The sequence below is a fragment of the Halobacillus naozhouensis genome (genome assembly GCF_029714185.1).
In the GTDB taxonomy this organism is placed as follows: Bacteria; Bacillota; Bacilli; order Bacillales; family Halobacillaceae; genus Halobacillus_A; species Halobacillus_A naozhouensis.
The window spans coordinates 3,493,482-3,512,978 of sequence record NZ_CP121671.1 but is presented as its reverse complement, the minus strand read 5'-3'; the positions used below and the strand labels follow the sequence as shown (position 1 = coordinate 3,512,978).

The 19,497-nt window shown below is 42.1% G+C and carries 22 protein-coding genes; 12 read left to right on the top strand and 10 right to left on the bottom strand.

Translation table 11 applies throughout. From position 1 onward, the window contains the following. Positions 1-248: 248 nt before the first annotated feature. The 4 genes from P9989_RS18070 to P9989_RS18055 all read right to left on the bottom strand — a co-directional run bounded on the left by P9989_RS18070 (position 249) and on the right by P9989_RS18055 (position 3,698). A complete protein-coding gene (locus P9989_RS18070) occupies positions 249-698 on the bottom strand; it encodes a PaaI family thioesterase (RefSeq protein ID WP_283076243.1) in 450 nt (149 codons plus the stop codon). Positions 699-749: 51 nt separating this feature from the next. Next, positions 750-1,526, bottom strand: a complete 777-nt coding sequence (locus P9989_RS18065) for an enoyl-CoA hydratase-related protein (protein WP_283076242.1) — start codon at positions 1,524-1,526, stop codon at positions 750-752. A 46-nt stretch (positions 1,527-1,572) separates the two neighbouring features. After that, complete coding sequence (locus tag P9989_RS18060) at positions 1,573-2,586, bottom strand: NAD(P)/FAD-dependent oxidoreductase (RefSeq protein WP_283076241.1); 1,014 nt, start codon at positions 2,584-2,586, stop codon at positions 1,573-1,575. 161 nt (positions 2,587-2,747) lie between these two features. Then, positions 2,748-3,698 carry an NAD(P)H-dependent flavin oxidoreductase gene (locus P9989_RS18055; RefSeq protein ID WP_283076240.1) on the bottom strand — a complete coding sequence of 317 codons (951 nt, stop codon included), beginning with the start codon at positions 3,696-3,698 and terminating at the stop codon, positions 2,748-2,750. Positions 3,699-3,766: 68 nt separating this feature from the next. Between P9989_RS18055 and P9989_RS18050 the strand changes: the two genes are divergently transcribed. Then, positions 3,767-4,297 carry a gamma carbonic anhydrase family protein gene (locus P9989_RS18050; RefSeq protein WP_283076239.1) on the top strand — a complete coding sequence of 177 codons (531 nt, stop codon included), beginning with the start codon at positions 3,767-3,769 and terminating at the stop codon, positions 4,295-4,297. Positions 4,298-4,351: 54 nt separating this feature from the next. Here the strand turns inward: P9989_RS18050 and paaX are convergent, their stop codons facing one another. Both paaX and P9989_RS18040 read right to left on the bottom strand, forming a co-directional pair. Beyond that, a complete protein-coding gene (paaX, locus tag P9989_RS18045; RefSeq protein ID WP_283076238.1) occupies positions 4,352-5,203 on the bottom strand; it encodes a phenylacetic acid degradation operon negative regulatory protein PaaX in 852 nt (283 codons plus the stop codon). A 242-nt stretch (positions 5,204-5,445) separates the two neighbouring features. After that, complete coding sequence (locus P9989_RS18040) at positions 5,446-6,780, bottom strand: phenylacetate--CoA ligase family protein (protein WP_390305247.1); 1,335 nt, start codon at positions 6,778-6,780, stop codon at positions 5,446-5,448. Positions 6,781-7,092: 312 nt separating this feature from the next. Between P9989_RS18040 and paaA the strand changes: the two genes are divergently transcribed. From paaA to P9989_RS17985, 11 genes are all read left to right on the top strand, one after another. Further along, positions 7,093-8,004: a 1,2-phenylacetyl-CoA epoxidase subunit PaaA gene (paaA, locus tag P9989_RS18035; protein WP_283078972.1), complete on the top strand. Its 912-nt coding sequence runs from the start codon at positions 7,093-7,095 to the stop codon at positions 8,002-8,004. A gap of 22 nt (positions 8,005-8,026) precedes the next feature. After that, entirely contained in the window at positions 8,027-8,389 is a 363-nt protein-coding gene (paaB, locus tag P9989_RS18030; protein ID WP_428841943.1) for a 1,2-phenylacetyl-CoA epoxidase subunit PaaB, read from the top strand. Next, on the top strand, positions 8,386-9,201 hold the full coding sequence (paaC, locus tag P9989_RS18025) for a 1,2-phenylacetyl-CoA epoxidase subunit PaaC (RefSeq protein WP_283076237.1): 816 nt from the start codon (positions 8,386-8,388) through the stop codon (positions 9,199-9,201). Before paaB ends, paaC begins: the two co-directional genes overlap by 4 nt. A gap of 22 nt (positions 9,202-9,223) precedes the next feature. Further along, the gene (gene paaD / locus P9989_RS18020) at positions 9,224-9,724 is read left to right on the top strand and encodes a 1,2-phenylacetyl-CoA epoxidase subunit PaaD (RefSeq protein WP_283076236.1); all 501 of its coding nucleotides are present in this window, start codon (positions 9,224-9,226) and stop codon (positions 9,722-9,724) included. A gap of 21 nt (positions 9,725-9,745) precedes the next feature. Then, entirely contained in the window at positions 9,746-10,051 is a 306-nt protein-coding gene (locus tag P9989_RS18015) for an EthD family reductase (RefSeq protein WP_283078970.1), read from the top strand. Continuing rightward, positions 10,044-10,817, top strand: coding sequence for an enoyl-CoA hydratase/isomerase family protein (locus tag P9989_RS18010; protein ID WP_283076235.1), 774 nt, complete (start codon positions 10,044-10,046; stop codon positions 10,815-10,817). Before P9989_RS18015 ends, P9989_RS18010 begins: the two co-directional genes overlap by 8 nt. 3 nt (positions 10,818-10,820) lie before the next feature. Then, positions 10,821-11,603, top strand: coding sequence for an enoyl-CoA hydratase/isomerase family protein (locus P9989_RS18005; RefSeq protein WP_283076234.1), 783 nt, complete (start codon positions 10,821-10,823; stop codon positions 11,601-11,603). A 19-nt stretch (positions 11,604-11,622) separates the two neighbouring features. Continuing rightward, positions 11,623-13,149, top strand: coding sequence for an aldehyde dehydrogenase family protein (locus tag P9989_RS18000; protein ID WP_283076233.1), 1,527 nt, complete (start codon positions 11,623-11,625; stop codon positions 13,147-13,149). A 21-nt stretch (positions 13,150-13,170) separates the two neighbouring features. Beyond that, positions 13,171-14,025, top strand: a complete 855-nt coding sequence (locus P9989_RS17995) for a 3-hydroxyacyl-CoA dehydrogenase (RefSeq protein WP_283076232.1) — start codon at positions 13,171-13,173, stop codon at positions 14,023-14,025. 13 nt (positions 14,026-14,038) lie between these two features. Continuing rightward, positions 14,039-15,238, top strand: coding sequence for an acetyl-CoA C-acyltransferase (locus P9989_RS17990; protein WP_283076231.1), 1,200 nt, complete (start codon positions 14,039-14,041; stop codon positions 15,236-15,238). A 74-nt stretch (positions 15,239-15,312) separates the two neighbouring features. Then, positions 15,313-15,552, top strand: a complete 240-nt coding sequence (locus tag P9989_RS17985) for a DUF362 domain-containing protein (protein ID WP_283076230.1) — start codon at positions 15,313-15,315, stop codon at positions 15,550-15,552. A 179-nt stretch (positions 15,553-15,731) separates the two neighbouring features. Here P9989_RS17985 and P9989_RS17980 read toward each other — a convergent pair whose 3' ends face one another. The 4 genes from P9989_RS17980 to P9989_RS17970 form a co-directional block, all read right to left on the bottom strand. Then, positions 15,732-17,318 carry a sodium:solute symporter family protein gene (locus P9989_RS17980; RefSeq protein ID WP_283076229.1) on the bottom strand — a complete coding sequence of 529 codons (1,587 nt, stop codon included), beginning with the start codon at positions 17,316-17,318 and terminating at the stop codon, positions 15,732-15,734. After that, positions 17,315-17,425 (bottom strand): hypothetical protein, encoded by a 111-nt coding sequence (locus tag P9989_RS21730; protein ID WP_428841958.1) that lies wholly within the window; start codon positions 17,423-17,425, stop codon positions 17,315-17,317. The genes P9989_RS17980 and P9989_RS21730 overlap by 4 nt, the downstream gene beginning before the upstream one ends. 914 nt (positions 17,426-18,339) lie before the next feature. Next, the gene (locus tag P9989_RS17975; RefSeq protein ID WP_283076228.1) at positions 18,340-18,822 is read right to left on the bottom strand and encodes a CBO0543 family protein; all 483 of its coding nucleotides are present in this window, start codon (positions 18,820-18,822) and stop codon (positions 18,340-18,342) included. After that, positions 18,810-19,340 (bottom strand): CBO0543 family protein, encoded by a 531-nt coding sequence (locus P9989_RS17970; RefSeq protein ID WP_283076227.1) that lies wholly within the window; start codon positions 19,338-19,340, stop codon positions 18,810-18,812. Before P9989_RS17970 ends, P9989_RS17975 begins: the two co-directional genes overlap by 13 nt. Between the last annotated feature and the right edge of the window lie 157 nt (positions 19,341-19,497).

Here is a 19,497-nt window from a genome sequence, read left to right as displayed (position 1 = left end):
CATAGAATAATAGATTGAAATAAATCACATCACGCACAAACACCCAGGTCAAAAGAACTTTTAATGATTTTGGGTAGCCCATTTAATTCATTTAGTTAAACTAAAGGTTACCATTGTATATCTCTTAACGGTATTGGAGAAAAAATGCTATAAAAAACTGCCCCCACTTGATGGAAACAACTAACAAGTGGGGGCGGTTGACACATGATGCTCTTTTTAAATCTTCTTACGCTATATAGATGGATCTATTACTCTTCTAATGGAACAAAATAGTGACTTTTACGGTAGGCTACCGCTTCCATAGTAGCGATTAGTTCATTGTCGCTTTCGACTTTGACCTTATACCAGGCCATTCTGTGATTCTTCTTTTCTTCAGTTGCTGTTGCCTTAAGTCGAGTTCCTTTTTCTCCGGCAGCCATATAGTTAACCGTAGTGGATATGCCGACAGAGGTTTTTCCGTAAGAGTTGGAAGCTGCTGCGAATACATAATCGGCGATGGCAAATGTTATCGCCCCATGAACTGTTCCATGTGAATTTAACATGTGGTCCTCGATATCTAATTCTGCCACGGCCGTTCCTTCACCGATCTCCGTCAATCTAATTCCCAAGAACTGAGCATACGGCTCACTCTCCATTGTGTGAACTATTTCTTTTTTATATCGGTGATGCAGGTCGCTTTCGTCAATTACTGGTTTCAAGTCAGTTCCTCCCTTTGTTTTATTACGCTTCCCTTTAAATTCCTCGTAAGATTATTTTCCTTTGAAGTTGGCTGGTCGTTTTTCTTTAAAAGCATGTAAGGCTTCAATTCGGTCTTCAGTAGGAATTATCACTTCATAGGCTTTAGCTTCTATTGCTAAACCAGTGTGAATGTCGACGTTAGTTGCTTGGTTAATTGCGTATTTAGCCTGAGTCACTGCCAGTGGAGCGTTAGATGTGATTTCATTTGCGAGAGATGTTGCTTGTTTAAGTAACTCCTCTTCTGGCACTTCCTTATTCAAAATGCCTAAATCCTTAGCCGCTTTAGCATCAATCCTCCGAGCGGTCAGGATAAGCTCTTTGGCGTGAGAGGGGCCAATTAAATTTGTGAGTCGTTGAGTCCCGCCAGCACCCGGTATAATGGCCCAACTCACTTCCGTTAATCCCATTTTTGCTTGGGAAACGGCTAAACGAAAATCACAAGCTAAAGCGAGTTCAAAACCACCTCCCAATGCGTAGCCATTGATTGCAGCGATAGTAGGTTGCGGCATTTCTTCAATAAGGGTGAACACATTTCTAATTTTATTGACGTTACGTCGCACTTCTTTTTCGGTCAATGTTTGTCTTTCTTTCAAATCAGCTCCAGCGCTGAAGGCCTTCTCACCTGCCCCGGTAAAAATAACCGCGCGGATATTTCGATCAAATTGCAAAGTTTGAAGCGTCTCTTCTAATTGTTGGAGCATGTCATAATCAAAACAATTTAATCTTTCTGGACGGTTTAATGTAATAGTAGCTAGGGAATCTGTTATTTCCATACTCACTTTGGCCATTGGTTTCTCCTCCTATGAACATGTTTTTACTGATACTATAAAAAGTCTATTTAGTGGAAGACGCAAATAAGCTCGTACTGTGTCCTGCTTGACGTTTTGCTGTGGGATCTACTAATAATTTAGCATGATTGACAGCAATAGGGGCCTCGCCAAATCCAGTTGCAATTAACTTTGCTTTGCCTTCATAAGTACAGACGTCTCCTGCAGCAAATATACCTGGAATATTTGTTTCCATTCTTGAGTTGACTTGGATCGCATTCTTTTGTATTTCCAGTCCCCATGTTTTTAGAGGGCCAAGCGAAGTGACAAAGCCAAAGTTTACGATAAGATCTTCGACATCAAGCAAATGAGTTTTTTCCCCTTTAACCTCTTGAATTAATACTTGTTCGAGTCGATCATCTCTTCCGATTAATCGACTCACTTCATATGGAGTTTTTATGTCAACGCTAGACTGCTCTAACAGGGTAAGGCTATGCTCGTGGGCGCGAAAGGAGGGGCGACGATGAATTAGAGTAACTTCTTTCGCAATGGATTCTAAGGCCAGGGACCAATCTACGGCAGAATCTCCTCCGCCGCACACGACCACTCGTCGATCTTTAAATTGGTTGAGTTCTTTTACGGAGTAGTGCAGACAATTTCTTTCGTAGCTATCTGCCCGTTCCACTTTCAGTTTTCTAGGCTGAAACGCACCGGCACCGGCTGTAATAATAATACTTCGGGAGTAGTGGGTATCTGATGAAGTCACCAATTTAAATGTTCCGTCTTCTAAGCGAATCACCTGTTCAACAGATTCCTCTAAGCTTATAGTAGGTGAAAAAGTTTGTGCCTGCTCATGTAATTGATCTACTAATTCCTGAGCTTTAACTTTCGGAAAGCCACCTACATCATAAATATATTTATCAGGATATAAAGCTGATAACTGGCCTCCAACTTGAGGTAAACTATCGATTACTTTAACGGAAGCTTTTCTCATCCCTGCATAAAAAGCTGTAAAAAGACCAACTGGACCTGCGCCAATAATCGTCATATCATAAATCTTTTCTTCGGCCATTATTCTCATCTCTCCTCCTTATATTTCATAATTAATTAGTATAACGTAAAAAATACGCATTTATATATTTTGTTATACAAAGGATACGTAATTTAATTAATGCTGTCAACACGAAGGAGTGATCAATTATTAAAAAAGCGAATACCATTGGCTGGTATTCGCTGATTAACTTAATGCTGAAAAGGGAAGTGATGTTCTGAAGCAAGTTGTGCTTCACGGATCATTCGTGTGAAAAGTTCCTGAACCGTAGGGATGTCCTCAATCATCGTAGCTATTTGGCCGGCATTCACATGGCCTTCCGTTAGTTTTCCTTCTATTGCCCCTGTAATATGGCGGGTTTCGTTTGTTTTCTCTAAGTAAGTATTCAAGGGCATTTTTTCTTTTTCCGAGTGGAGTAAATGCTCCCCATAGGGCGTTTTTAGTATCCGTCTTACTTGTTTATAGGGACGTCCGACAATTATTGTTCCGTCAGAGCCTGCAGAGCGTAAGGCTTCCTTATAAGCTGAGTGAACTTGGGCGTCTTCGGTGGCAATTAACCGTGTACCTAACTGGACTCCCTGTGCTCCGAGACTCATAGCAGCTGCCACACCGCGCCCATCTCCAATTCCACCGGCCGCTACTACAGGTATATCTACAGATGACGTCACTTTAGGAATTAATGTGAACGTTGTGAGTTCTTCCCGCGCATTAATTCCTGCCGCTTCATACCCTTCAGCGATTATGACATCTGCTCCTGCTGATTCAGCCTTTTTAGCTTGTTTATCATTAGCAACGACACACATCACAACAACATTTTCCGCCTTTAATGGCTCGATGTAAGGGGCGGGATTTCCCGCTGATAAAGAAACGATAGGTACTGCATGCTTTTTTATAAGAGCTAGAATGTCTTTGACGTAAGGATTGACGGTAAGGGGAATGTTGACGGCAAACGGCTCTGACGTCCCGTGACGGATATCCTGAATCATGCGCTCAACCTTTTCAGGGTGTAACGTACCGGCGCCGATAGTACCTAACCCGCCAGCTTCTGAGACAGCTATTGCCAGTGAAGCATGACTAATATTTCCCATTCCGCCTTGTATGAATGGAAGCGTCACTTCTAGTTTTTTTGTTAAATCATTCATAATTATGCACCTCCGTTATAAATGTGTTATATTAAAAAGTATAACATGAATTCATGGGAGGAATATAGATGATTTATCGTTATAAAGATTTTTCGCCACGTATTCACGAAACCGCTTTTGTTGCAGATGGCTCTAAAATTATTGGAGATGTAGAGATTGGGGCTCAATCAAGCGTTTGGTTTAATGTTGTATTAAGAGGAGACGAGGGGCCAATTCGAATTGGGGAGCGTTGCAATATCCAGGAAAATACAATGTGCCATCTTTACGAGGATTTCCCGCTTACACTGGAGGATGAGGTATCTGTCGGCCATAACGCTATTGTACATGGATGTACCTTAAGAAAAGGGGCACTTGTAGGAATGGGAGCTACCGTTTTAGATGGAGCGGAGATTGGGGAATATTCGATTATCGGAGCAAATAGTCTGGTTCCCTCTGGGAAAGTGATTCCACCTCGTTCACTCGTGTTAGGATCACCTGGAAAAGTAGTGCGAACTTTATCCGATAAAGATTTCGAAATGATTGAAGAGACAATCGATACTTACGTTCAAAAAGGGCAGGAATTTCTAAAAATAGAAGTGCTTGAAAAGGTTTTTGAATAAAGGAAAAAAGGCGTGCGGATATCCGTACGCCTTTTTTCCTTTATAAAATTAGAACTAAGAATCTTTGTTATTCAGAGATTCTCCTGGTTCAAATACAGACTCAAAGAAGCGGGTAGCTGGTTCTTCCAACATACGATAATAATCTCTAAATAGGGATGCGGCTGAATCTCCCAGCCAATTTTCAGGTAATAGTTCCTGAGGAAGACTAGGATCTATGAATAAGAACTTTCTATATTGATGGACAAGTAAGGTACGCTCTACGAAGCAGCTTCCATCACTCAAATCTCCCTTTTCAATCTTGTTCTTGTCTATAATATATTTCTGGCTATAGTTTTGTATAAATTCAGAGTAGCGTTCATTAATTTCATCAAGGTCCCAACATTGCTCTACTAAGTCTTTATTCTCGCTCATTCCTTCATATTTCGCCCGAAAGAAATTAACATAGGAGCCAATTTCGTATTTGGCAATTAAATTGTGGATTTGTTCCTCTAATGGATTAGGAGTAATCCAACAACTGTTAGACAATAAGCCAAAACCACTCCAAACTAATTCTCGCCTTAGTTCATCCCTCAAGTGACGCTTTTCTTCAGGGATCGTATAGAGAAGTAATCTCCATTCCCCGTCCCATGAAGGGGCTTCAATTTTAAAAATTCGATTTGCCGCTTCATCCATTCGGTCTCTTCCACGATCCGTTAAGTAATAATAGCTTTTATTTCCTTTCCTCTCAGACTGTACCCACCCCTGCTTGCTCATTCTGGAAATGGCGGCTCGGACAGACTGTTCGTTGTGTCCAAATTCTTGAAGTAATCGAATTAAGCTTCCGATCCAAATGACATTTCCGTACTGACTAATATAATCTCCGTATAACGTAAAAATCATTGAACGAGTATTAAATAATTTATCCATCTGATGTCCTTCCCTTTTTCCTTCATTGTTGATATCTACTACATTATGCTATCATGCTCGCTTCTCGCATCAAATAATCTTAAAGGTATAATTTTGCAAGAGCTAAGAAATGATACGATTCGTAAAATTGACCTAATAAATATTCTACTACAAAATGAAAAAGCGTCATACTATTTTATTGAGGAAAAGAAAAAAGCGAAGGTAATCCTTCGCTTTCACATACTATACTATTATTTTTTTCTTTATGGAGTTGTAGAAAAGCTAGAACGGTAATCAATAACACGTTTAGCTTTTCCTTCAGATCGAGGGATTGCTTTTGGTTTTTCCAGATAAACATCCATCGATACCAGTGCTTCCATTTTTAATGACTTTTGAATTCTTTTGATAAGGTCTTGAGCTACTGGGTGATCAAAGTCTTGCATTGGCAGTGACTCAAAAAAATCTTCGCAAACCTCTACATGTAATTCTACGTGATCCATCACTCCCTTTTTTTGGAGATGAATCTGATAATGGGGGACGAGCTCCTCCAAGCTGCAGATATAACGCTCAATTTCAGAAGGGAACACATTCACTCCGCGGATAATCAACATATCATCAATGCGCCCTTTAACACGACTCATTTTTGTTGTAGTTCGTCCACAAGCGCACGTCCCTCTCGTAATAGAAGCAATATCGCCTGTACGGTAACGGATGATAGGCAAGGCTTCTTTAGTGAGGCTCGTAAATACTAACTCTCCATCTTCTCCATCTGGTACTTGTTCTAGTGTTTCAGGGTCTATCACCTCAACTAAAAAATGGTCTTCGGCAATGTGAAGCCCATCTTGACAATCCACACACTCCATAGCGACCCCAGGTCCCATAATTTCACTTAGGCCATATATGTCTGACGCTTTTAAATCGAACATTTTTTCAATGGTATGTCTCATTTCCTCAGACCAGGGTTCTGCGCCAAGTATTGCGTATTTCAAAGAAGTAGAAGCAGGATCAATCCCTTTACTCTTCATGGTTTCTCCAATGTTCAACAAATAAGAGGGCGTACAGCAAATAACCCGTGGCTTAAAATCTTGAATGAGTGTGATTTGCTTGGTTGTATTCCCGCCTGAAATGGGGATGGTGGCACAACCTAGATTTTCGGACCCAACGTGGATACCTAATCCACCGGTAAATAGGCCATAACCGTAGGCGTTATGAAGAACATCCTCTTGACGTCCTCCCCCCATATAAATAGCACGAGCTGCGATCTCTCCCCAGTTTTCCATATCGTTTCTTGTATAGGCAACTACAGTTGGTTTCCCGCTTGTACCAGATGATGCATGTAATCGTACAACATCTTTCATGGGAGCGGCCAACAAATTAAAAGGATAATTCTCACGTAAATGATGTTTTCTGGTGAAAGGGAGCTTTTGTACATCTTCCCATGACTGAATATGGTCAGGGGTAATATTTAATTGCTGAAAACTCTCCCGATAAAAAGGGACTTCATTATAAACACGTCCAATTGTCTTCTTCAAGCCTTCCCATTGAAACTCTTTCATTCTTGAGGGACTCCAAGTTTCTTTTTGTGAAAAAGTAGACATTTTATGATCTCCTCCCATGATATAAATTGTACGTTGTACTAAAAACTGTCATATTAAAGATATCTGGTAATGAAAACGCTGTCAATATAATTAGAAAATTTAAACACTTAAAATAACCGTTTTGATCACTATTGTAAAGCGGTTTTTAGTGATGGTAAATAAAATGAAAAACTTTTAGGTGTTGATTATTATATAACGTTAAATTATAATGACGTTAAACAAACGTAACAAGGGAGTGGTGTAGTGTATAACTACGGTGGCACATTGGCTGCAAATCATACTGATGAAGATAAAGAGCAATACGCTAAGTTTATGGAGCGTATTGAGGCGGGCGAAAAAATTGAGGCTGACGACTGGATGCCAAACGAGTACCGTCAAACGCTCATTAAACTAATTTCCATGCATGGAATTAGCGAAATAATGGGGGCGCTGCCTGAAAAAGAATGGGTTCCGAAAGCGCCCACTGTTAAAAGGAAACTAGGGATCATGGCTAAAGTTCAGGATGAAATGGGCCATGGGCAACTGCTTTTAAGAGTAGCTGAAGACTTAATGAAACCTTCTGGAAAAAACAGGGAAAGCCTAATGGAAGATCTATTAAAGGGAGATCTGAAATTCCATAACGTATTTCATATGCCGACGAAAACCTGGGCAGATGCAGGTATGGTTGGATGGTTAGTTGATGGGGCAGCGATTATTTCGCAAACGAATATGTTGGACGCTTCATACGGACCATACCAACGAGCTCTTAAGCGGATCTGTCAGGAAGAAGTTTTCCACGCTCAACATGGTGAAGCGGTGATTATGGCGCTAGCTGAAGGCACGGAGGCTCAGAGACAAATCCTGCAAGAATCACTGAATCGCTGGTGGCCCTCACTCTTAATGTTCTTCGGTCCTGAATCTGCAGCAACTACTGGATCATCTAAGCAAGAAGTTACGACTAAATATCGCATTCGTAAGAGTTCTAATGAAGAATTGCGTCAGGCTTTTCTAGATAAATACTTACCTCGGGTATTCTCATTAGGATTAACGGTCCCTGATGAAACCGTCCACTATGACGAAGAAAAAGGTCATTGGGTGTATCAGCAGCCAGATTGGAATGAGTTCAAGCAAATTATCAGCAATAACGGACCGCGATCAAAAGAACGTTTGCGATTAAGGGAAATTGCCTATGAAAATAATCGTTGGGTCAGGCAGGCATTGGCTCCGCAGGTGGTTGTCTCATAGGGATAAAGGAAGGGAGAGAAGGATGATGGAAAAGCAGAATGAATCTACCTTTTATCAAGAATATGAAGTGTTCAGCAAAAAAAATGAAAAATCGCCAATCCAACACCAATTCAGCTTGCTGGCTCCAAATGATGAGATGGCGCTGAATATGGCACAGGAAAATTTCATGCGCCGGGAAAAGGTGCTCGATGTCTGGGTGGTGCAGCGAGATAATATCCGCTCGATGACCAGTGAAGAGCGGCAACAATGGACATATCGTTTAAATAATAAAGAATACCGCAATACAAAAGGTTATGGGTACTTAAGGAAAAAATGGAGTGAAAAAGAACAGGGAATGTTAGATGAGAAAGAAATCATGTCCTGGAAAGAGGTGAAAAAATCATGAAATCGATCGAAACAGCGGATCAAGCGAAACAAGACACGTCTTATTATCAGGCCTTAACTGAATTGCTTTATCAGTTAGCCGATGATGACTTTATCATTTCATTCCGTGGGTCTGAATGGTTGGGGCTCGCTCCTCATATTGAAGAAGATGTTGCTTTTTCATCGATTACGCAGAACACGATGGGGCACGCGTTTCTCTACTACCAATTGTTAGAGGAATTAGGGGAGGGGGAGGTTGATGTACTTGCTCACGAACGGCCTCCCGAGCAAAGGCGAAACGCCAGCTATTTTGAGAAGAGAAATGGAGAGGGCTCTTACATGGGAGAGCCGCGGTATGATTGGGCACTGACTGTTGTTCGGCAATTTTTATATGAAACTATGAAAAAGGTAAAACTTGAAGCGGCAGTGAAAAGCTCATATCAACCACTAGCGAATACCGCGCAGAAAGTGTTAATGGAGCAGCCTTATCATTTAGCCCACTGGAAAATGTGGATGCAACAACTTCAAGCCTCAACCGAAGAAGCGAAAACAAAGATTTACTCACGGTTAGAAGAGGCGTGGAGCGAGGGTCAGGACATCTTGGAATTAGGGCCTCAGGCTCAGGAGCTGGAACACCATCAATTAATTGCTGGTGAAGACTATTTGAGAAATCAGTGGTTGAAAGAAGTGCAAGCTACAATAAAAACTCCACCGGCATCCCCGCTAGGTAAAAAGTTTGGCAGTGGAAGATCAGGAGAGCATACTCCAGATTTAGAACAAGCCCTTCAAACGCTTGCTGAAGTGTATGATAGCGATCGAAATGCCGTGTGGTAAGACTTTTTAAGGAGGGATAAGCGTGAATGATGAACAAAAGCACCAGAAGGTTCATGCCATTTTAAAAACTGTTGATGATCCAGAGCTCCCCTCGGTTAGCGTTGCAGATCTCGGGATGGTTCATGAAGTCGTGGTAGACCAAAATAAGGTGTCGATTACCATGGTCCCAACTTTTGCAGGGTGTCCCGCCCTCGATTTTATTGAGAAAAATGTGAAACATGCGGTAGAAAATATGAACTGGGTGGAGGGGTGTCAGGTCGACTTTTCATTTCAGGAAAAGTGGTCAACCGATGCCATTACAGATGAAGGGAAAGAACAATTGAAAAAACATGGCGTGTCACCTCCTCCGGAAAACTACCGGCCTGGGGAAGAATGGTCTGTCGATTGTCCGTATTGTGGATCTTCTTTTACATCTATGGACAATGTGTTTGGACCCACGGCATGTCGCAGTATTCTCTACTGTGGATCCTGTAAAAATCCTTTTGAAGCGATGAAGCCAGTGGTAGACTACTCTGTTGTTTAAATAAAGAAAGGGGATTGAATGATGGTAAAACTTATAGCGTTATATAAACAGCCAGAAGATCAAGAGGCGTTTGACGAGCACTATTTTAATACACATACTCCGATTACAAAAGAGATTCCTGGCTTAAGAGACATGAAAGTGACAAAAATAGTTGGCTCTCCCATGGGAGAAAGCAAGTATTACTTACTTTGTGAAATGTTTTACGATGACCATGAATCTCTCCAAAAAGGGATGAAATCGGATGAAGGGAAGGCTTCTGGGAAAGATCTGATGGGATTTGCCGGGGACATGGTTACGCTGATGATCGGTGAAGAATTAGATGAGTAATAGATTTATAAAAACATCTGTCGAGAATAAAGCAGGAATCATTCAGTTAAATAGGCCTGACGTAGCCAACGCACTGAATCGGCAAATGGTTGACGAAATCGTAGGGCAAATGGAAACGTTCGACCGTGATGATTCGATTCGAGCTATTGTAGTAAAGGGTAACAAAAAGGCTTTTGCTGCAGGGGCTGACATTGATGAGATGATGGAAGACTCGCCGCTGTCCCTAGAGCTATCCAATCCTTTTGCTGTCTGGGATCGAATAATGCTTATTAAAAAGCCGATTATCGCAGCTGTAAATGGTTTCGCATTAGGTGGAGGTTTTGAATTAGCGCTACACTGTGACCTTATCGTCGCCGCTGAGAATGCAAGCTTCGGCTTTCCGGAAGTTACTTTGGGCGTCATGCCAGGAGCTGGGGGAACACAACTATTAACAAAAGCAATGGGTCGGGCGAAAGCGTTGGAATGGATATGGTTAGGTCAGCCAATGAGTGCTCAGGAAGCACTGCAATACGGTGTGGTTAATCGAGTGGTTGCACCTGAGATGGTTGAGGAAGAAACGATGAGGCTTACCAACCAGATTGCCGAACAGGCACCTGTCGCCGTCCGCCTGATTAAAGAATCAGTAGATGAGGCTGTGGATACGCCGATAGAAGATGGATTGAAATTAGAACGGAAAAATTTCTATTTGGCCTTTGCTTCTCAGGATCAAAAAGAGGGAATGCAGGCATTTACAGAAAAGCGTTCTCCTTCTTTTAAAGGGGTGTGACGAATGGGGAATGAATTTCAGACCATTATTTATGAACAAAGCAAAGGTGTAGCGACCATCGTGTTAAACCGGCCATCTGCCTACAATGCTTTCACAGAGGACATGAACAAAGAGATCATTAAGGCCCTGAAAATAGCGGGCAAAGATGATGAAGTAAGAAGTATTGTGATTACTGGAGAAGGTAAGGCGTTTTGTGCGGGGGAAGATTTGGGCGGAGTGGATGAACATACGAATCACGCTGAGTTCCTTCGTAACCGCTATCATCCTATGATGAAAGCCATTAAGCAAACACCTAAGCCTATTGTTGCCGCTGTTAACGGTACGGCAGCGGGGGCGGGGATGAGTCTAGCATTAGCGGCCGATTTTCGTTTAGTTCAACCAGAAGTTAAATTTGTAAGCGCATTTATGGGTATTGGTTTAATCCCTGATTCTGGCTTTCTGTATGTCCTGCCCCGTCTAGTTGGTTATGCCAAAGCATTAGAGGTAGCTTTGCTCGATAAACCGATTACGGGGGCAGAAGCGTATCAGTTGGGACTCGCAACCGAGGTGATCGAGGCGTCGGAATGGGAGGAAGAGGTAACTCGATTCTCCGAGAAACTAGCCTCCTTGCCTACACGATCTATTTCTCTAGTGAAACGATACATGATGGATGGCATGAATTCTACGTTTGAAGAGATGCTTGAAAAAGAAGCCCAAGCGCAGCGTATAGCAGGTCGGTCCCGTGATCATCAAGAGGGGCTGCAGGCATTCAAAGAAAAACGCAAGCCAAAATTTATTGGAAACTAATTTAAAGGAGTGTTGAAATATGACAAGCACAGTAACAGCGGAAGCAGTGACAAAAGTTGGAGAGATGAAGCGTGACCATTATGGAATGATTATCAACGGTGAGCGTGTGGAGAGCGCCTCTGGCGAGACATTTGAAGTGTATAACCCAGCAAAAGGCGAGGTACTGGCGACAGTGGCTAAAGCCAATCAAGAGGATGCTGAGAAGGCCGTACGAGCAGCTAGGCAAGCATTTGATAACGGGAAATGGAGTAATAAATACCCGGTTGGCAAACGTTCACGCGTGCTGAATAACATTGCGGCCATTATGCGGGAACGTTTTAACGAATTGGTAGAAGCGGAAGTCTTAAATAGCGGAAAGTCTGTGGGTGCTGCACAAGTTCAAATTAATCAGTCAATTGAGGACTTTGAATTTTACGCTGGGGCGATTGTAGGCCACCGAGGTGCGGTAAATAATATGCCAAATGGCTTTTTTAACTATACGCATAAAGAGCCTGTTGGTGTCTGTGCCCAGATTATTCCTTGGAACTACCCTATGATGATGGCAGCTTGGAAAATAGCCCCGGCTATTGCAGCTGGCTGCTCTGTCATTATTAAACCAGCCAGTTTGACACCGATTACAGCGATTATTCTTAATGAAATTTGTCATGAAGCGGGGGTACCGGAAGGCGTCGTAAACACCCTCCCAGGGTCAGGTAAAGTCGTTGGTGACTATCTTGTTGAACACAAAGATATCAATAAGGTAGCCTTTACAGGGTCAACGCCGACAGGAAGAGATATTATGAGTAAATCTTCAGAGACGTTAAAACGACTCACCCTCGAGCTAGGTGGAAAATCACCAAATATCGTTTTTGAAGATGCAGACTTAGACGCGGCTGTACCGGGCTCTTTATTTGGCATTTTCTTTAACACTGGTCAATCCTGCGAAGCACGCTCACGCATGTTTGTCCACGAATCTATTTACGATGAATTTATGCAACAATTTATTGCGAAAACAGAGAAGCTGAAGTCTGGTGATCCTTTTGACAAAGGAACTCACCTCGGTTCGATTATCAGCCGCAACCAACTGGAAGTGATTGATGGATATGTTCAATCCGCCAGAGAAGAAGGGGCTACTATTGCTACAGGTGGTAAACCAATGACAATTGAAGGGTTTGAAAACGGTCATTGGTATGAGCCTACTGTGATTACAGATGTCACATCTGATATGAAAGCTGTGAAAGAAGAAATCTTCGGGCCAGTCGTTGTAGTAGAAAAATTCACTGATGAAAAAGATGTGATCAAACGGGCAAACGATACTGAATATGGATTAGGCTCAGCGGTATGGACAACAAATCAAGGAAGAGCAACTCGTGTATCCCACCAAATTGAAGCGGGAATCGTCATGGTCAACACTCCATTCTCAGCCTTCCCTGGCACACCTTTTGGAGGATATAAACAATCCGGATTCGGAAGAGAGCTTTGTGTTGAAACACTAGACCTATATATGGAAGATAAAAGTGTTCTTTCCTATTACGGACCAAAACCTTTAAATCCATTTGGGGTATAAACTAGAAAGGAAGGGCTTACCATGACCATACAAAACGTTGCGGTTGTGGGGGCTGGTGTAATGGGGCGAGGCATAGCTTATGCCTCGGCCCTTGCTGGCTTTCATACAACATTAGTAGACGTATCGGAAAAGCAGCGGCGAGATGCATATAGCTTTGCTGAACACACAACACAAAAAGGAATTAAAAAAGAAAAAATAACCGAATCACAGGCCAAAGATCTGTTAGCTAATCTAACTACCTCCTCAGATCTTGAATCAACAGTGAATAAGGCTGATCTTCTAATCGAAGCAGTACCAGAAAAGCGGGAGCTTAAGAAAAAAATATTGGAGACCGCGGATCAACATGCCCCAGAGCATACTCTTTTTGCTTCAAATACGTCGACCATCAGTCCTACAGAACTTGGTTCCTATACAAATCGAGCCTCGCAAGTGGTCGTCATGCACTTTTTCAACCCTGTTCACCGCATGCCTTTAGTGGAAATTGTCAAAGGGTTAGAAACGAGTGAACAAACGGTTGATCTTATTAAATTCTCTTCAGAAAAAATGGGAAAAGAAACCGTTGAGGTGAATGAATTTCCGGGTTTTGTAACGAGCAGGATCAGTGCCCTCGTTGGAAATGAAGCGTTCCACATGCTGCAGGAAGGCGTGGCCACAGCAGAAGATATTGATAAAGCGGTTCGGCTAGGATTGAACTATCCAATGGGGCCGCTGGAGCTTGGAGATTTAGTCGGTTTAGATGCACGTCTGAACAACTTAAAGTATTTACACGAAACCCTTGGTGAAAAATATCGACCTGCACCTTTGTTGGAGCAACTCGTTCAAGCGGGCAGGTTGGGGAAAAAAAGTGGCCGCGGTATTTATAAGTATAACGCGTAAGGGGGCTAAATAAATGGAGGAAGTTGTAATTGTTGATGCAGTTAGAACTCCAGTTGGGCGATATAATGGGGCTTTAAAAAGTGTTCGACCAGATGATTTAGGTGCACATGTTCTTCGCTCCTTAAGAGAACGCAACCCAAAGCTTCCTGTTGAAGAAATAGAGGAGGTCATCCTCGGAAATGCCAATGGGGCTGGGGAAGATAATCGAAATGTCGCACGTATGTCGACACTTCTTGCCGGATATCCAATAGGTGTGGCGGGAACAACGATCAACCGATTATGTGGTTCTGGTTTAGACGCTGTGACTTATGCGGCCCGGGCGATAGCTGTAGGGCAAGGAGATATTATGATCGCAGGTGGCACGGAAAGCATGACGAGGGCCCCTTATGTTATGGGAAAGCCAGATAAAGGTTTCAAACGGGGTGATCAACAGCTCCAGGATACGACAATCGGCTGGCGTTTTACCCACCCTTCTATGGAAGAAATGTATGGTACGGACTCCATGCCAGAAACGGCTCAAAATGTGGCTGAGTTATATAACATCTCCCGTGCTGATCAAGATGAGTTTGCGTATCAAAGTCAACTACGAGCCAAAGAAGCGATGGAAAGTGGCCGTTTAAAAGAAGAAATCACACCCATATCCATCCATGACCGTAAAGCAGGTACATATGAGGTGGCTGAAGATGAACACCCTAGGCCGTCCACTACCATCGCGAAACTCAATAAACTTCCCTCGTTATTTTCGAATGGAAGTATTACTGCTGGGAATGCATCTGGGGTTAATGATGGGGCTTCGGCTGTTTTACTGATGAGTCGTAAGAAAGCAGAGTCACTTGGGCTAGAACCGCTTGCTGCGTATGTGACCTCGGCTACAGCAGGAGTGGAACCAAAAATTATGGGGATTGGCCCCATTGATGCAACACAGAAAGCTCTTGATCGTGCGAAGATGACCGTTAACGATTTAGATTTGATCGAGTTGAATGAAGCTTTTGCTGCCCAGTCACTCGCATGCATCCGTGAACTGGATTTAGACCAGGAGCGGGTTAATGTTAACGGGGGCTCCATTGCCTATGGTCATCCTCTTGGAGCTAGTGGGGCTAGAATTCTAACGACATTATTGCATGAAATGAAAAAGAGGGATAGTAAGCATGGGTTAGCAACGATGTGCATCGGGGTAGGTCAAGGTATTTCTATGATTGTAAAAAGGGATTGAGTCCAATCCTAGTAAATCTATGATTCAACTTTTTTGTAAATAATTAATCTATAGTTAGGAAAGGAGCCCTTCACTTGGCTTTTGTGATAACATCACCCTGCAAAGACGAAAAGGCGGCCGAATGCTTAGAAGTTTGTCCGGTAGATTGTATAGAAGAAGGGGAGGATATGTTTCATATTGACCCAGAGGTATGTATTGAATGTGGTGCATGTGAGGCAGCCTGCCCCGTAGAAGCTATCTATATGGAAGACGAAGTTCCTGAAGAAGAAAATGAATATGTTCAATTGAATCGCAAATTTTTTGAAGCAGGGTAGAGCATAATTGTAAAAGTAATTTATAGGAAGAGGGGACTGATGGTGTTTCAGTTCTCTCATAATTTATTGCAGAATTTATTTTATAGCAATTAAGCTTAGAAAAGCGGCTACTATTTCGAGTAGCCGCTTTTACATTACGTTCACATTTCTGCTGTAGTCTTCCTATCTACCATCTTTCATTACTTCGAAACAACAGAATCCTCATTTACTTCTAAATCGACTTGCTCGTTCGTTCTCAAACTTACAACGATAAATACAACTGTTGAGAGGGGAAGAGCGTAAAATAACGGATTAATATGGGTCATCGGAAATCCTAATAAAGTGTCTACTCCAAAGACTGCGTTGGATAACCCGATGGCAGCAGCTTCTTTTTGATGGAAAAATAGGAATCCAAGAATACTGACAGCAAAACCGACAACGATACTTGAGATGGCGCCGCTTCTAGTTGAATTTTTCCAATATAAACTGCCGACGAGTACGGGTAAAAACCCTGCGGCGCAAATACCAAACCAGAAGGAGGTTGCCTGAGCTATGACCCCACCCGGCAGGATATAGGCTAATATGATGGCAGCACACATACCGATGATCACGCCTAGTCGTGACAAACTGATTTTGTTGCTAAATACTGAGTTGATCCCGATGTTTTTTAAAATATCTTCGCTAAAAGAAGCTGACTGGACGTGAATTAACGAACTAACCGTTGAGATGACTGCTGATAACGCTGTTAATGTAAACAAATAAACAAACCAATCTGGCATCATGTCATTGATAAATGTCGGGATCACAAGGTCCACATTTCCGCCTGCAGCACTTAAGGCAATTTCACCCGTCGTATTATAAAAATAAAGATTGCTGAGCGGGCCTATCATAAAAACTGCACCAGTCATAAAGAATATAAATATACCGCCCACTAGTACGGAACGATTTAAGGCACGATCGTCCTTCACAGTCATACATCGCATGGTAAGCTGCGGCTGGGCCAATACACCAATTCCAACACCCATGATCAATGTACTAACTAGTGTCCACCAGATCGGTGATCCAAACGCCGGCATAGAAGTCCAGCCACGGTGTCCTTGTTCTGCAAGAGCGTCGGGAACGAGATCTTTCAACGCTGTTAATCCGCTGTGTCCTGCTGTCAATCCTCCAACTGCTTGATAAGTTCCGAACAGAAAGATGATCATCATGACAAGCATAACAACTGCCGCAAATGCATCGGTGTACATGACGGCTTTAAGTCCGCCGCTGATTACATAGACGCCAACGATAAATGCCAATACTATCAAAGCAATATTATAATCAATCGCTAGGGTTTCTTCTAAAAATCGACCGCCGCCAATGAGAACAATACTCGTGTAGGCCGGCATGAACACAAAGATCATAATCCCCGAAAATACCGTGATGAATTTAGAGTTATATCTTTCTCCTAAAAAAGACGGGAAGGTAAACACGTTCATTTCAGCTGATAGTTTTCTGATTCTTGTCCCAAATAGTGCAAAAGCTACAAAAATCCCCAAAACAATATTGAGAAAAGCCAGCCATAACATCCCAAACCCGTATAGAGCCGAAACACCGCCAAAACCGACAAGCGCGGAAGTACTAATAAATGTCGCTCCATAGGAGAGGGCCATAACAACAGGGTTAATACTACGTCCTGCGACAAGATAATCTGCCTCCGTATTTGTTTTTCGGTAACCGTAATAGGCGAGCCCGGACATGATGACTATGTAAACAACTAATAGTGGGATAAGTGCTGATAAATTCATTTGGAATCACCTCCTCCTTTGTGCCAGTTTATTAACCCAAAAATGACACAGCCGAGTGCAGATAAAACTGTTCCAACCCAAGCACATACAATAATCAAACCGTCCATTCCTAGCATGGCTATCTCTCCTTTTCTATAAAACTTAAAAACTCAATGCAGATTAACTATTTTGTAAGCCCTTACAAAATAGTTAAATATAATACGTTAATTTAACGTTATTAATTAAACTCATTATTTATCGGTCGATAAGATCCCGAGCAAAAACTGAACTTAGCTTTTTTAGGACAAATGTTTAACGTATGGATCTAAGTACTATCGGGTTTTTTGAATCTATGCAGCGAGTGAGTTAGCTAAGATGAGTGGATTTTTTGTTAAAACGTTGATGTGGGGAGGTAGCGTTTATCTATGCTCGATCTACTGCCTAATCTTGTTCTCCGAAAGACCATCATGGGATAGGCAGGAACATTTTGGTCTCAATTTTCCGGGTTTGTACGAAAAGAGATTATAACTTTCAGCTTCTAATATTTATTTCAGCATTTTAGTTCCTCCTCCATATTTATAATACAAATATTTTAATAACGTTATACAAACGTTATATTAACATATAGTTTAATAATTTGCAAAGAATTTTCTGATAATTACTTATAAAAAAGATCCTAAAGTACCTTTTAAGTACTTTAGGATTCAGCTTGTAGAGAAACCCCTTGTTTTCTGCAAGCTATTTTTCTGTGCGTACGTGCGGGTGAAACCACTCGCTTTCCGCGGACGAACGCCCAAGCCTCCTCGTGAAACCCACACTGTGGGGTCTCGGATCGCTCGTTTTTCCGCTGGAGGCTCGCAGGCCGCCCGTGGAAAGCGAAGTGTGTATCAACGGCGGACCCAGACAACTATCTATGCGAACACAGTTAAACCAAAAATAGGGATTTCTAGACTTTCTCGACAGACTGGATCCTATAGGATTGGCGATATACGTGAATTAACGGAAGGCGACAGGATCTACTTAAAAAGGGGAATTATTAAATTTACTGTAATTTCGGATCTTTCAACATACCTGACTTCTTATTGATCACCCACATAAGCGAACGCACACAAATCAAGAAAGTAAACACAGTAATTAAAGTAAAATACCACTTCCATTGATGGTATTCGATGAGATCCGTGTATCTCTCCAAGAAGAATTCAATGATCGTCATAACACTACTATAGGATGCTGCTTGCCATATAAATCCGAAAACATTGGAATGGTAGGATGTTTGGTAATAATACATACTTAACACGGGTAATAACAGAAACTCAAAGAGAACGCTGGACTGAAAGGGTGGTTTAAGAAATGTTACCGGATAAGAAATGAGGTTTTTTTCAACTACAAGAGCTCCTATAAAGCTTCCGAAGTAGGCTGTAACAAAAAAGATAAGCAGCCAATCCTTCTGTGGCGGTCTTCGTAAAGCCAATATAAAGAGTCCCACTCCAATAAAGAGAAACATACGCAGCATTATGATTTCCATAGTAATGTCTCCTCATGCAGGGAAGCCCAAGGTACATCAAACCAATTAATTAAGAAAATAATAATGATCACTGAAGCTAAATAGGCAAGAAACGGCCGCTTATAATGGAGGAACAGCATAGGGAACATGACGATCACAAATAAGAATGACCATCCCAATGCCCAGCCATTATTATAATGAATAGCTCCAGCTAAATGACCAATCCATTCGGTACCAATGTATAGTATGACCCATTTTCCAACATGAATAATTTGTCTGCCCAGTTTATTCGGATAGTTGGATAGGAAAAGGATAACTGTGCAGGGAAAGACAATAAACGTGTATAACAATGCTACTCCAGTATGGGGGATTCCGAAATGTGATTGAACCGTCCATAATAGGTAATCATGTGTAAAGTAAAAGTATAATAAATCCATTGCCGGCATGTAGAGCATCGTCGCGTGAAATTCACGGAACCGGCTCCAATCAGCCCAGCGCCAGGCTGCTAACATGGCCCAAAGTACTATTAGAATGTGCATATGACCCCGCCTTGGTTAAAATCTGTTTTAAATTTAGAATATCCAATCGGTGGTCAGTTATGTATCTTATCCAGTACAAAGCGCTTTATGGGGTATAAACTAGATATTGATTGAAGGGGCTTTATCTTGCTCATCTTCTCTCCTGGAAAGTTGCTAT